This window comes from Pseudomonas chlororaphis subsp. aurantiaca (assembly GCF_013466605.1).
In the GTDB taxonomy this organism is placed as follows: Bacteria; Pseudomonadota; Gammaproteobacteria; order Pseudomonadales; family Pseudomonadaceae; genus Aquipseudomonas; species Aquipseudomonas chlororaphis_I.
Window position 1 is genome coordinate 6489110 of the sequence record NZ_CP059162.1, and the last position, 12856, is coordinate 6501965.

Below are 12856 nucleotides of genomic sequence, written 5' to 3' on the forward strand. Positions count from 1 at the left end.
CAGTAATTGAACGATGACTTGATCCAGATCCTACTGCACTTCTTCCAGGGCTTGCGCCAGGGGCACGTAAAACTCGTCGTATAGCGCGTCGACCGCCTCCCGGGCAGGGTCGGTGACAAATCCAGCCTCCAGCACCAGCACCTGGTACACGCCGCGCTTGATGGCTTCTTCGCTCAGGTGCGCGGAGTTTTCCCGGGTGGTACACAAAAAACGCACCCAGGAGGTAAGGATGATCCAGGCATTGAGGGTCAGGGACTCGATCTGCACCTTGTCCATCCGCAGGATGCCGGCTTCGACGAAACCTTCGTAGATCGCCGTGCCGTGGATCAGGCAGCGCTGGGAGAAACGCCGGTAACGGGCGGCCAGTTCGGCGTCGCTGTCGAGCAGGTGTTCCAGGTCGCGGTGCAGGAAGCGATAACGCCACATGGCGGCCAGCAGTTCCTGCAGGTAATAGCGCTTGTCCTCCACGGTCACGCTGCGGCCCTGGGGCAGGCGCAGGAAGCTGTCGACCAGGGCTTCGTACTCGCAGAACAGCACGGCGATGATCGCCTGCTTGTTGGGGAAGTGGTAATACAGGTTGCCCGGCGAAATCTCCATGTGGGCGGCAATATGGTTGGTGCTGACACTGCGTTCGCCTTGCTGGTTGAACAGCTCCAGGCTGTTCTGGACGATACGTTCGCGGGTTTTTATGCGTGGGGCCATGAGCGTGGGCTTTAATCGAGAAGGCATTGCCCGGCATCTTACGACCTATCCCCGATGGGATAAATCAAAGCTGGCCCGGGATCTCATTTGACATTTTAGAGTATAAACTCTAAAAATCTCCCACCCACAAAAACCGGAGCCGCCCATGTCTGCCGAAATCGCCTACTTGCCGGAAGCCCACCAGCAACTGGATGAGCTCCACCGTCTGTTCGCTGTTCAGCGCCAGGCCTTCGCGGCCAACCCCATGCCACCGGCCGCCCAGCGCCAGCAATGGCTCAAGAGCCTGCGCGACCTGCTCGACAGCGAACGCCAGGCCCTGATCGATGCCATCAGCGAAGATTTCAGCCATCGCAGCGCCGACGAAACCCTGCTCGCCGAAATCATGCCCAGCCTGCAGGGCATCCACTACGCCAGCAAACACCTCAAGGGCTGGATGAAACCTTCCAGGCGCAAGGTCGGCGTGGCCTTCCAACCGGCCTCGGCCAAGGTCGTCTACCAGCCGCTGGGCGTGGTCGGGGTGATCGTGCCGTGGAACTACCCACTGTTCCTGGCCATCGGCCCGCTGGTCGGCGCGCTCGCCGCCGGCAACCGGGTATTGCTCAAGCTCAGCGAATCGACCCCCGCCACCGGCCTGTTACTCAAGCGCCTGCTGGCCAAGGCGTTCCCCGAGGACCTGGTCGCCGTGGTGCTGGGCGAAGCCGACGTGGGCGTGGCCTTCTCCCGGCTGCCTTTCGATCACCTGCTGTTCACCGGCGCCACCAGCATCGGCAAGCACGTGATGCGCGCCGCGGCGGAAAACCTGACCCCGGTGACCCTGGAGCTGGGCGGCAAGTCCCCGGCCATCGTTTCCGACGACGTGCCGCTCAAGGACGCCGCCGAACGCATCGCCTTCGGCAAGACCATGAACGCCGGCCAGACCTGCGTCGCCCCGGACTACGTACTGGTCCCGGAACACCGCGTCGGCGCCTTCGTCGACGCCTATCGCCAGGTGGTCCGGGGTTTCTTCCCGACCCTGGTCGACAACCCCGACTACACCGCGATCATCAATCCGCGACAACTCGCGCGCCTGAACAGCTACATCAGCGACGCCACCAGCAAGGGTGCGCTGCTGATCCCGCTGTTCGAGGAGAACCAGGAGCGGCGCATGGGCCACAGCCTGATACTCAATGTCAGCGACGACATGACGGTGATGCAGGACGAGATCTTCGGCCCGATCCTGCCGATCGTGCCCTACACCGGCCTGGACCAGGCCTTCGCCTATATCAACCAGCGCCCTCGCCCCCTGGCGCTCTACTACTTCGGCTACAACAAGGCCGAGCAGGAACGGGTGCTCAACGAAACCCACTCGGGCGGGGTCTGCCTCAACGACACCCTGCTGCACGTCGCCCAGGACGACATGCCGTTCGGCGGCATCGGCCACTCGGGCATGGGCCATTACCACGGTCACGAAGGTTTCCTGACCTTCAGCAAGGCCAAGGGTGTGCTGAGCAAGCAGCGCCTGAATGCCGCTCGGCTGATCTACCCGCCCTATGGCAAACCGATCCAGAAGCTGATCCAGAAGCTGTTCATCCGCTAACCAGACCATTGCCGGGTACTAACAATAATGCCCCCCAGCCTGCCTGCAGCACCCACACTGTCGCGCCGTGGCCTGTTGAAAATCGGCCTGTGCGCCAGCGCGTTCCTGACCACTGCCGGCCTCGGCGCCAGCCTCAGCGGCTGCTCGTCCGGCACCGCGGCCAGCGGCTTTGCCGCATTGCGCAGCAGCGACCTGCCGGTGCTGCGGGCGCTGATCCCGGTCATGCTCGACGGCGCCGTGGCCGCCGAGAAGCTGCCGGCGGCGCTCGACGCCACCCTGAAAAGCCTGGATCACAGCCTCGACCACCTGTCGCCGGAGATGCTCAAGCTCACCCGCCAGCTGTTCGACGTGCTGGGCATGGGCATCACCCGTGGCCCCCTGACCGGCATCTGGGGCAGTTGGGAAAACGCCAGCGCCGAAGACATCCGGCACTTTCTCGAACGCTGGGAAAACAGCTCCCTCAGCCTGCTGCGCATGGGCCACGCGTCCCTGCTGCAACTGGTGATGATGGCCTGGTACAGCCGCGCCGAATCCTGGGCCCATTGCGGTTATCCCGGGCCGCCCAAGATCTGATACCCGTAGCCGCTGCCGCAGGCTGCGATAAGCCCCGCAGGGGCTTGCTTTGCAGTCGATCGCAGCCTGCGGCAGCGGCTACAGAAATGCAGAACAACAAGAGAGCGCCTGATATGCCCGTACCCGATCTGTTTCGCGAAGGCCTGGCCCGAGGCTGGAAAACCTACAACGGCTCGCAATTGCAGGAGGACCTGACCCTCGAAGCGGATGTCGCCATCATCGGCAGCGGCGCGGGCGGCGGCACCAGCGCCGAGATCCTCAGCGCCGCCGGCTACAAGGTGCTGCTGATCGAAGAAGGGCCGCTCAAGACCAGCGACGACTTCAAGATGCTCGAGGACCAGGCCTACGCCAGCCTCTATCAGGAAGGCATCGGCCGCATGAGCAAGGACGGCGCCATCACCATCCTGCAAGGCCGTGCGGTCGGCGGCACCACCCTGATCAACTGGACGTCCAGCTTCCGTACCCCCGACCTGACCCTGGAGCACTGGGCCAAGGAACACGACGTCAAGGGCCACAGCCCGGTCGAGATGGCGCCCTGGTTCGAAAAAATGGAGCAGCGCCTGGGGGTCGCTCCGTGGGTCATGCCGCCCAACGCCAACAACGACGTGATCAGGCTCGGCTGCGAGAAGCTCGGCTACAGCTGGCACGTGATCCCGCGCAACGTGCGCGGCTGCTGGAACCTCGGCTATTGCGGCATGGGCTGCCCGACCAACGCCAAGCAGTCGATGATGGTTACCACCATTCCCGCGACCCTGGAAAAAGGCGGCGAACTGCTGTACCTGGCCCGCGCCGAGCGCCTGCAAATCAAGGGCGACCAGGTCGAAAGCCTGCTCTGCCTGGCCATGGACGAACGCTGCGTGGCGCCCACCGGGCGCATCATCAAGGTCAAGGCCCGGCACTACGTGCTGGCCGGCGGCGGCATCAACAGCCCGGCCCTGCTGCTGCGCTCCGACGCGGCCGACCCGCACAAGCGCCTGGGCAAACGCACCTTCCTGCACCTGGTGAACTTCTCCGCCGGGCAGTTCGACCAGGTGATCAACCCCTTCTACGGCGCGCCGCAGTCGATCTATTCCGATCATTTCCAGTGGCAGGACGGCGCCACCGGCAAGATGTCCTACAAACTCGAGGTGCCGCCGCTGCAACCGGCACTGGCCGCCACCCTGCTCGGCGGTTTCGGCCTGCAAAGCGCCCTGAACATGCAGCAATTGCCCCACACCCACGCCATGCTCGCGCTGCTGCGCGACGGTTTTCACCCGGACAGCAGCGGCGGCAGCGTAGAACTGCGCGGCGACGGTTCGCCGGTGCTCGACTATCAGGTCTCGGACTACGCCTGGGACGGCGTGCGCCGGGCCTTTCACAGCATGGCGGAGATCCAGTTCGCCGGCGGCGCCAAGGCGGTCATGCCGATGCACAGCGATGCCCGCTACGTGAAGACCCTGGCCGAGGCCAAGACCCTGATCGACAGCCTGAACCTTGCGCTGTACCGCACCCGCCTGGGCAGCGCCCATGTGATGGGCGGTTGCGCCATGGGCGAAGACCCGAAAAACGCCGTCACCGACAGCCTGGGCCGGCATCACCAGTTGGCCAATCTGTCGATCCACGACGGTTCGCTGTTCCCCACCAGCATCGGTGCCAACCCGCAATTGTCGGTCTACGGCCTGACCGCGCAACTGGCCACGGCCCTGGCCGAACGGCTGAAAAGCAGGTGAAAACGCCGCTTATTTTCGTCGTCTATAGTGCTTTCTTCCGTTACAGGCGACTTGGCCGACCGGAAAGGCTGCGATACCATCCGACTCCCCAACGGACTCCCGCCAGGACGACGCGATGAACCGAGTGTTGTACCCAGGTACCTTCGACCCTATTACCAAGGGCCATGGCGATCTGGTCGAACGCGCCTCGCGCCTGTTCGATCATGTGATCATCGCCGTCGCCGCCAGCCCGAAGAAAAACCCGCTTTTTCCCCTGGAACAGCGTGTGGAACTGGCTCGCGAGGTCACCAAGCATCTGCCGAACGTTGAAGTCGTCGGTTTTTCCACGCTGCTGGCGCATTTCGCCAAGGAGCAGAACGCCAATGTCTTCCTGCGGGGGCTGCGGGCGGTTTCGGACTTCGAATACGAATTCCAGCTGGCCAACATGAACCGCCAACTGGCGCCGGATGTGGAAAGCCTGTTCCTCACGCCGTCTGAACGTTATTCATTCATTTCCTCGACCCTGGTCCGGGAAATCGCGGCATTGGGCGGTGATATCAGCAAGTTCGTGCATCCAGCCGTGGCCGACGCCCTGACCCTGCGCTTCAAGAAATAACCCCCGCGGGAGCTGGCGCGGCCCACGCCAGCTCCCGCGCGGCCGACCTGCAAACGCCCCTCCCATCGAGCCCCGCGTGCACTGCGCTCGCCAATGCGGCACAATTGCGCCATTGGTTTTTCAAATGCCTGGGCCCGCCGCCCCGGCCGGAGTGCCCCATGTCCCTGATCATCACCGACGATTGCATCAACTGCGACGTCTGCGAACCCGAGTGCCCGAACGCCGCGATTTCCCAAGGCGAAGAGATCTACGTGATCGACCCGAACCTGTGCACCCAATGTGTCGGCCACTATGACGAGCCGCAGTGCCAGCAGGTCTGCCCGGTGGATTGCATCCCACTGGACGAGGCCCACCCGGAAACCGAAGAAGAGTTGATGGCCAAGTACCGGAAGATCACCGGCAAGGCATAACACAGCCATCGAGACTTGCGACCGTAGCCGCTGCCGAAGGCTGCGATCGGCCGAAACGGCCGCGACGCCAGTAAGATCGCCACAGGTCCTGCGGACCTATCGCAGCCTTCGGCAGCGGCTACAGGCAATCAGCTCTGGCATTTAGGGCAGAACACGCTCGCACGCTGCCCCAGCTTGATCTCGCGCAGCCCCGTGCCACAGACCTTGCAGTGCTCCCCGCCACGCCCGTAGACGAACAGTTCCTGCTGGAAATAGCCCGGCTGCCCGTCGCCGCCGATAAAGTCGCGCAGGGTGGTGCCGCCGCGTTCGATGGCCGCGGCCAGGATGCGTTTGATCTCGATCGCCAGCTTCAGGTAGCGCGCCCGGGAAATCCCCTTGGCTTCGCGACGCGGGTCGATGCCGGCGGCGAACAGCGCTTCGGTCGCGTAGATATTGCCCACCCCCACCACCACCGCGTTGTCCATGATGAACGGCTTGACCGCCATCGAACGTCCCCGCGACAGCTGATACAGGCGCTCGCCGTCGAACAGGTCGGTCAGCGGCTCCGGCCCCAGGCGGATCAGCAGCTCGTGATTGAGCGGGTCGAGGCTCCAGAGCATCGCACCAAAGCGCCGCGGATCGGTGTAGCGCAGGGCCAGGCCTGACTCCAGCTCGATGTCGACGTGCTCGTGCTTGGCCGCCGGCAGGCCGACCTCTACCAGGCGCAAGTTGCCCGACATGCCCAGGTGACTGATCAGGGTGCCGACTTCGGCATTGATCAGCAGGTACTTGGCGCGACGCTCGACCTTGACGATCTGCTGGCCGGACAGGCGCACATCGAGGTCCTCCGGAATCGGCCAGCGCAGGCGCCGGTCGCGCACGATCACGCGACTGACGCGCTGCCCTTCCAGGTGCGGCGCGATACCGCGCCGGGTGGTTTCGACTTCCGGTAATTCAGGCATGTGCGCCTCGTGTTCTCTATAACGTGGTCGGGAATCAGTGCGCGCCCAGTTCGCGCACGGTTTCCTTGAGGTTCTCGAAGTCATAGTCGGACAGGCCGACGTAATCGAGGATCAGATGGCCGATGCTGTTCCATTCATGATCATCGACCTGATTGCCCAGCACCCGGTAGGACGCGCAGATATGCTCGGCCATTTTCAGGATCGCCAGCAGGTTCTTCAGTTGGCTGTTGCGCGACGACTCGTCGCTGAAGATCGCCAGGGCGTTGTGGTGATTGGCGATGGCGTTGGTCACGTGCTCCGGCAGGCGCCAGGACTTGGCCGTGTAGTAACCGACCACCGCGTGGTTGGTATTGAACACACGGTTTTCCGTATCCACCACCCGGTTCTCGGGGCCCGCGCTGGCGTAGGCCTCTTCCAGCACCGTCATGTAGTCGGGGAAGCGCTTGAGCATCAGCGGCACGCCGCAATCGTGGAACAGCCCCAGGGCATAGGCTTCGTCGACCGCTTGCGAGCCGGTGCGCTTGGCCAGGGTCAGGCAGGTCATCGCCACATCCTGGGCGGTGTCCCAGAAACGGTTGAGGGTAACGATGGTTTCGTCGCTCATCTCGCCCTTGATCGACTGCGCGTTGATCAGGTTGATGATCGAACGGCTGCCCAGCAGGTTCACCGCGCGCTGGATCGAGGCGATCTTGTTGCTCAGCCCGTAATACGGCGAGTTGACGATTTTCAGCAGGGCGCCGGAAAGGCCCGGGTCCTGGGAGATCAGCCGCGCGATCACTTCCAGGTCAGGGTCGGGCATGTACTGCTCCATCTGCAAATCCACCATGATTTGCGGTTGGGGCGGCACGCTGATGCCTTGCAGGGCCTGTTGAATCTGTTCGGCGGAAAGCTCTTGGGACATAGATACGCACTCTGGACTAGGCGGCGATTCTAACCCTTTAAAAGGCGCCCATGGCCACCCGAAAGGAACTTTACAACAGGCGCCTCGGGGCAACGCCGGGCCAGGCGCGGGTTATCCATGGCGGGTCTGCCCTGTCACCGCATATCCACTCGCCAGCCTCTCGGCGAGCGCAACACGTTATACTCCCGCTCTTTTTTCCGGAGCGACGTCATGTCCCTGCCAAGCCTGCGCCTCAAAGCCAACGCCGATCGCCGCCTGCGCGCCGGCCACCTGTGGGTCTACAGCAACGAAATCGATGTAGCCGCCACCCCACTCCACGGCTTCAAGGCAGGCGACCAGGCAATGCTGGAAGCCGCCGGCGGCAAGCCGCTGGGCGTCGTCGCCATGAGCCCGAACAACCTGATCTGCGCCCGCCTGCTGTCGCGCGACGCCAAGCTGGCGCTGGACAAGTCGCTGCTGGTGCACCGCCTGAACGTGGCCCTGTCGCTGCGCGAGCGTCTGTTCGACAAGCCGTTCTACCGCCTGGTCTACGGCGACTCCGACCTGCTGCCGGGCCTGGTGGTCGACCGTTTCGGCGACATCCTCGTCGTGCAGCTGGCGTCGGCAACCATGGAACAGCACAAGGACGACGTGATCGCCGCCCTGGTCCAGGTGCTCAAGCCAAGCGGCATCCTGTTCAAGAACGACTCCGCCGCGCGTGATGCCGAAGGCTTGGGCCGTTACGTGGAAACCGTGTTCGGCCTGGTGCCGGAGTGGGTCGCCCTGGAAGAGAACGGCGTGAAGTTCGAGGCCCCGGTGATGGAAGGCCAGAAAACCGGCTGGTTCTACGACCACCGCATGAACCGCGCCCGCCTGGCGCCTTACGCCAAGGGCAAGCGCGTGCTGGACCTGTTCAGCTACATCGGCGGCTGGGGCGTGCAGGCCGGCGCCTTCGGTGCCAGCGAAGTGTTCTGCGTCGATGCCTCGGGCTTCGCCCTCGACGGTGTTGAACGCAACGCCGCATTGAACGGCATCGCCGAGAAAGTCACCTGCATCGAAGGCGACGTGTTCGAGGCCCTGAAAGAACTCAAGGCCGCCGAAGAGCGTTTCGACGTGATCGTGGCCGACCCGCCGGCCTTCATCAAACGCAAGAAAGACCTGAAGAACGGCGAAGGCGCCTACCGCCGCCTGAACGAACAGGCCATGCGCCTGCTCAGCAAGGACGGCATCCTGGTCAGCGCTTCGTGCTCGATGCACCTGCCGGAAGACGACCTGCAGAACATCCTGCTCACCAGCGCCCGCCACCTGGACCGCAATATCCAGCTGCTGGAGCGCGGCGGCCAGGGCCCGGACCATCCGGTACACCCGGCCATCCCGGAAACCCGCTACATCAAGAGCATCACCTGCCGCCTGCTGCCTAACAGCTGAGCCTGACTGGACACCCCTTGCCCCACGCGGCAAGGGGCGCCCAAGCCGATTGTCCCCGCCCTCTCCTCACCCAAGACTCAGCGCTCAAGCGACCTGTGCCCGACGGCGCGCGCGCCATAAAGAGCCGAGGAACATGGCGCCGGAGAACGCGAGGGTCGGCGCGGCAAAAAACGCCAGGGACAGCAACCCGCTCTTGAAGGGGTCGAGGTGACGGTGCTGAATCCATAGCTTGAACAGCCACTGCACCAGCCAGGGCACTGGTAAAGCCAGCAGCACCCAGGCGCCGTTCCCGAACAGCCGTCGCCACAGGTCGCCACGCCCTTGCAACAGTGTGGCGCTGAGCAAGGTCATCAGCAGCAGGCCGGCCATCACACCGAACCCCACGCCAAGGGTGAAGGGCAAACCACGACAGGCCCAAACCAACCCCGCCGCCATCAGTGCCACCAACAGCATCGCAATCCAGGTCCGCGGCTGGCATCGCTGCTCGGCCAGCAATTGCAGCAGCCCGCCGCCCATCAGCAGGGCAACTGCCAGCGCGGCCATGGCGACACCGGGCAAGTCGCTATAAAGGACGCTCCACATCAGCAGCAGGCCCTGCGCCAGGCCAACGAAAAAGTAAAACCTCAGGGATCGCAGCGTCGCGGACATTCCAGCTCCATTGGAAGGTGATCGAAGGCCGGCGAGTCTAAACCAGTCCCTGATCGACGGCTGCCCATTTCCATATCCAGGCAATCGACGCCGTAGAGCGGCCACGGCATTCCTTCCTGGCGCCAGCGGTGTAGAATCGCGAGATTCATCGCCAGTCATCCCCCGGCGGGTTTATGAGCTCAGGCTGAGGCGCGCGGCGATCCCGCGACGTCATCGGCAGCTTCAGGACACACGGCCATTTCTGAGTGTTCCAGAGGTCAATAGAAGCTCACTCCCCATTTGTTACCTGATTAGCCGCCCGGAGTGCTCCATGCCTGATTACCGCTCGAAAACATCCACCCACGGCCGCAACATGGCCGGCGCCCGCGCACTGTGGCGCGCCACGGGGATGAAAGATGACGACTTCAAGAAGCCGATCATCGCCATTGCCAACTCCTTCACCCAGTTCGTACCGGGCCACGTGCACCTCAAGGATCTGGGCCAGCTGGTCGCCCGCGAAATCGAACGCGCCGGCGGCGTGGCCAAGGAATTCAACACCATCGCCGTGGATGACGGCATCGCCATGGGCCACGACGGCATGCTGTATTCGCTGCCGAGCCGCGAGATCATCGCCGACTCCGTGGAATACATGGTCAACGCCCACTGCGCCGACGCCATCGTCTGCATCTCCAACTGCGACAAGATCACCCCCGGCATGCTGATGGCCGCCCTGCGCCTGAACATCCCGGTGATCTTCGTCTCCGGCGGCCCGATGGAAGCCGGCAAGACCAAGCTCGCCTCCCACGGCCTCGACCTGGTCGACGCCATGGTGATCGCCGCCGACTCCAGCGCTTCTGACGAGAAGGTCGCCGAGTACGAGCGCAGCGCCTGCCCGACCTGCGGTTCCTGCTCCGGCATGTTCACCGCCAACTCGATGAACTGCCTGACCGAAGCCCTGGGGCTGGCCCTGCCGGGCAACGGTTCGACCCTGGCCACCCACAGCGACCGCGAGCAGCTGTTCCTGCAGGCCGGCCGCACCATCGTCGAGCTGTGCAAGCGCTACTACGGCGAGAACGACGAGTCGGTGCTGCCGCGCAACATCGCCAACTTCAAGGCGTTCGAGAACGCCATGATGCTCGACATCGCCATGGGCGGTTCGACCAACACCATCCTGCACCTGCTGGCCGCGGCCCAGGAAGCCGAGATCGATTTCGACCTGCGCGACATCGACCGCCTGTCCCGCAGCGTGCCGCAACTGTGCAAGGTGGCGCCGAACATCCAGAAGTACCACATGGAAGACGTGCACCGCGCCGGCGGCATCTTCAGCATCCTCGGTTCCCTGGCCCGCGGCGGCCTGCTGCACACCGACCTGCCGACCGTGCACAGCCGCAGCATGGAAGAAGCCATCGCCAAGTGGGACATCACCCAGACCAACGACGAAGCGGTGCACCACTTCTTCAAGGCAGGCCCGGCCGGCATCCCGACCCAGACCGCGTTCAGCCAGTCGACCCGCTGGCCGAGCCTCGACGACGACCGTGAAAACGGCTGCATCCGCAGCGTCGAGCACGCCTACTCGAAAGAAGGCGGCCTGGCCGTGCTGTACGGCAACATCGCCCTGGACGGCTGCGTGGTGAAGACCGCCGGCGTCGACGAGTCGATCCACGTCTTCGAAGGCAACGCGAAAATCTTCGAAAGCCAGGACAGCGCGGTGCGTGGCATCCTCGCCGACGAAGTGAAGGAAGGCGACATCGTCATCATTCGCTACGAAGGTCCGAAAGGCGGCCCGGGCATGCAGGAAATGCTCTACCCGACCTCCTACCTGAAGTCCAAGGGCCTGGGCAAAGCCTGCGCCCTGCTGACCGACGGCCGCTTCTCCGGCGGCACCTCGGGCCTGTCCATCGGTCACGCTTCGCCGGAAGCTGCCGCGGGCGGCGCCATCGGCCTGGTACAGGACGGCGACAAGGTGTTGATCGACATTCCGAACCGCTCGATCAACCTGTTGGTCAGCGACGAAGAACTGGCCGCGCGCCGTGTCGAGCAGGACAAGAAAGGCTGGAAGCCAGCGGAAAAACGCCCACGCAAGGTGACCACCGCCCTGAAGGCCTACGCCCTGCTGGCCACCAGCGCCGACAAGGGCGCGGTGCGCAACAAGGCACTGCTCGACGGCCTGTGATTGCTAGCTGCTGAATGAAAATGCCCCGCCAAGCGCGGGGCATTTTTTTGCCTGGAGATCGGCCTCTGCGAGGCCCGTCGCGGGCCAAGCCTCACACCTACAGGACTCATGCAGCCTGTAGGAGCGAGGCTTGCCCGCGATGGGTTCAACCCGCCGTTACTGGATGTCTTCCGGCTTGACGATCACCCAGTTCTTGTCCGCCGTCACCGGCAGTCCTTCCTTGGCCTGGGCCGCGGCGTGCTTGGCCATCATGCCGTTGATCTGGGCCATGTACTTGTCCTTGCGGTTGACCCACAGGTGGATGCCGCCCTTGGCCACGTCGACATCGTGGAACAGCATGTAGCCGTCGCTGGTCGGGGTGTCGCCGCCCACCAGCACCGGTTTTTTCCACTCATCGATGTAGGTCAGGATCGCCGCGTGCTTGCCGGCCATCCAGGTCGCCGGGGTCCACAGGTAAGGGGTCAGTTCCAGGCCGAGGTTGGCCTTCTCGTCATATTTGCCGGCGGTGATCTGCTTGCGCGCGGTGGTCAGCTCGCCGGTCTTGCGGTCCTTGAGCAGGGTGGTCACGCCGATGACGTTCTGCGGCTTGACGTTGTAGCCGTACTTCGGATCGGAGGCGACCATGCGCACCAGCTCTTCGGAAGCGGCGGTCATCACATAGACCTCGATGCCGTTCTCCATCAGCTTGTTGTACAGCTCTTTCTGGCCGGTGAAGATTCTCGGCGGATTGATCTCGGTGTTCTTGACCACGTCGCCTTCGAAATAAGTGGCCGGCACCGGTTTGCCCGAGGCCATCAGCTCGTCGACATAGCCCTTGAGTTCCTTGAGGGTGAAGCCGGAGAACACCTGCGCGACCCAGGGGTAGCAGACCATGTCGTCGACTTCACAGAGGCGATAGTAATAGCTGAACAGGCTTTCCTTGTGCTCGGCGGTGTCCTTGAACGGCATCAGCTTCAGGGAAGGGTCGAGGGTCTCGCGGGTGATCAGGCCCTTGTTCTCCATGAACGGCAGCAGCGACTCTTCCAGGTCGTAGCGGTAACTGGTGTTGTCCATGTCGAACACCGCGTAGTTACCCTTGTTGGCGTTGGCCGCGATCATCGCGTCCAGTTGCTTGGCCTGGTCCGCGGGCCAGTGCTTCAAGTCGGTGGCGAGAACCTGGCCGGCAAGGCCCAGGCAGAGTGCGGCAACCAGAAATTTCGGAGCGAGTTTCATCGGCGTTTTCTCCCTGATTTAAAGAGATCG

Annotated in this window: 12 protein-coding genes; 7 read left to right on the forward strand and 5 right to left on the reverse strand. The window is 63.6% G+C overall.

Annotation, left to right across the window (positions count from 1 at the left end; genetic code table 11):
* Positions 1 to 30: 30 nt before the first annotated feature.
* On the reverse strand, positions 31 to 702 hold the full coding sequence (locus H0I86_RS29790) for a TetR/AcrR family transcriptional regulator (protein WP_180923164.1): 672 nt from the start codon (positions 700 to 702) through the stop codon (positions 31 to 33).
* A 145-nt stretch (positions 703 to 847) separates the two neighbouring features.
* Here H0I86_RS29790 and H0I86_RS29795 point away from each other — a divergent pair, with 145 nt between their 5' ends.
* The 5 genes from H0I86_RS29795 (at position 848) to H0I86_RS29815 (ending at position 5565) form a co-directional block, all read left to right on the forward strand.
* Positions 848 to 2278 (forward strand): coniferyl aldehyde dehydrogenase, encoded by a 1431-nt coding sequence (locus H0I86_RS29795; RefSeq protein ID WP_180923165.1) that lies wholly within the window; start codon positions 848 to 850, stop codon positions 2276 to 2278.
* Positions 2279 to 2305: 27 nt separating this feature from the next.
* Entirely contained in the window at positions 2306 to 2851 is a 546-nt protein-coding gene (locus H0I86_RS29800; protein WP_180923166.1) for a twin-arginine translocation pathway signal protein, read from the forward strand.
* Between the two features lie 113 nt (positions 2852 to 2964).
* On the forward strand, positions 2965 to 4560 hold the full coding sequence (locus H0I86_RS29805; protein WP_180923167.1) for a GMC family oxidoreductase: 1596 nt from the start codon (positions 2965 to 2967) through the stop codon (positions 4558 to 4560).
* Positions 4561 to 4675: 115 nt separating this feature from the next.
* Positions 4676 to 5155 carry a pantetheine-phosphate adenylyltransferase gene (gene coaD / locus H0I86_RS29810; protein WP_003229157.1) on the forward strand — a complete coding sequence of 160 codons (480 nt, stop codon included), beginning with the start codon at positions 4676 to 4678 and terminating at the stop codon, positions 5153 to 5155.
* A 158-nt stretch (positions 5156 to 5313) separates the two neighbouring features.
* Positions 5314 to 5565 (forward strand): YfhL family 4Fe-4S dicluster ferredoxin, encoded by a 252-nt coding sequence (locus tag H0I86_RS29815; RefSeq protein ID WP_007921257.1) that lies wholly within the window; start codon positions 5314 to 5316, stop codon positions 5563 to 5565.
* A 128-nt stretch (positions 5566 to 5693) separates the two neighbouring features.
* Here H0I86_RS29815 and mutM read toward each other — a convergent pair whose 3' ends face one another.
* Together mutM and H0I86_RS29825 are read right to left on the reverse strand one after the other, a co-directional pair.
* Positions 5694 to 6506, reverse strand: coding sequence for a bifunctional DNA-formamidopyrimidine glycosylase/DNA-(apurinic or apyrimidinic site) lyase (mutM, locus tag H0I86_RS29820; protein ID WP_028683539.1), 813 nt, complete (start codon positions 6504 to 6506; stop codon positions 5694 to 5696).
* Positions 6507 to 6540: 34 nt separating this feature from the next.
* A complete protein-coding gene (locus H0I86_RS29825; protein ID WP_164485217.1) occupies positions 6541 to 7353 on the reverse strand; it encodes an HDOD domain-containing protein in 813 nt (270 codons plus the stop codon).
* 264 nt (positions 7354 to 7617) lie between these two features.
* Here H0I86_RS29825 and H0I86_RS29830 point away from each other — a divergent pair, with 264 nt between their 5' ends.
* The gene (locus tag H0I86_RS29830; protein WP_180923168.1) at positions 7618 to 8814 is read left to right on the forward strand and encodes a class I SAM-dependent rRNA methyltransferase; all 1197 of its coding nucleotides are present in this window, start codon (positions 7618 to 7620) and stop codon (positions 8812 to 8814) included.
* An 84-nt stretch (positions 8815 to 8898) separates the two neighbouring features.
* On the opposite strand, the gene H0I86_RS29835 is transcribed toward H0I86_RS29830, so the two are convergent.
* Positions 8899 to 9462, reverse strand: a complete 564-nt coding sequence (locus tag H0I86_RS29835) for a hypothetical protein (protein ID WP_180923169.1) — start codon at positions 9460 to 9462, stop codon at positions 8899 to 8901.
* A gap of 310 nt (positions 9463 to 9772) precedes the next feature.
* Here H0I86_RS29835 and ilvD point away from each other — a divergent pair, with 310 nt between their 5' ends.
* Positions 9773 to 11614 carry a dihydroxy-acid dehydratase gene (ilvD, locus tag H0I86_RS29840; RefSeq protein ID WP_081359501.1) on the forward strand — a complete coding sequence of 614 codons (1842 nt, stop codon included), beginning with the start codon at positions 9773 to 9775 and terminating at the stop codon, positions 11612 to 11614.
* A gap of 156 nt (positions 11615 to 11770) precedes the next feature.
* Here ilvD and H0I86_RS29845 read toward each other — a convergent pair whose 3' ends face one another.
* Positions 11771 to 12826 carry an HAD family hydrolase gene (locus tag H0I86_RS29845; RefSeq protein ID WP_180923170.1) on the reverse strand — a complete coding sequence of 352 codons (1056 nt, stop codon included), beginning with the start codon at positions 12824 to 12826 and terminating at the stop codon, positions 11771 to 11773.
* Positions 12827 to 12856: the final 30 nt, after the last annotated feature.

Coding starts and splice junctions, on each gene's coding strand:
- H0I86_RS29790 (WP_180923164.1), bottom strand. CDS start 702: ATGGCCCCACGCATAAAAACCCGCGAACGTATCGTCCAGAACAGCCTG.
- H0I86_RS29795 (WP_180923165.1), top strand. CDS start 848: ATGTCTGCCGAAATCGCCTACTTGCCGGAAGCCCACCAGCAACTGGAT.
- H0I86_RS29800 (WP_180923166.1), top strand. CDS start 2,306: ATGCCCCCCAGCCTGCCTGCAGCACCCACACTGTCGCGCCGTGGCCTG.
- H0I86_RS29805 (WP_180923167.1), top strand. CDS start 2,965: ATGCCCGTACCCGATCTGTTTCGCGAAGGCCTGGCCCGAGGCTGGAAA.
- coaD (WP_003229157.1), top strand. CDS start 4,676: ATGAACCGAGTGTTGTACCCAGGTACCTTCGACCCTATTACCAAGGGC.
- H0I86_RS29815 (WP_007921257.1), top strand. CDS start 5,314: ATGTCCCTGATCATCACCGACGATTGCATCAACTGCGACGTCTGCGAA.
- mutM (WP_028683539.1), bottom strand. CDS start 6,506: ATGCCTGAATTACCGGAAGTCGAAACCACCCGGCGCGGTATCGCGCCG.
- H0I86_RS29830 (WP_180923168.1), top strand. CDS start 7,618: ATGTCCCTGCCAAGCCTGCGCCTCAAAGCCAACGCCGATCGCCGCCTG.
- H0I86_RS29835 (WP_180923169.1), bottom strand. CDS start 9,462: ATGTCCGCGACGCTGCGATCCCTGAGGTTTTACTTTTTCGTTGGCCTG.
- ilvD (WP_081359501.1), top strand. CDS start 9,773: ATGCCTGATTACCGCTCGAAAACATCCACCCACGGCCGCAACATGGCC.
- H0I86_RS29845 (WP_180923170.1), bottom strand. CDS start 12,826: ATGAAACTCGCTCCGAAATTTCTGGTTGCCGCACTCTGCCTGGGCCTT.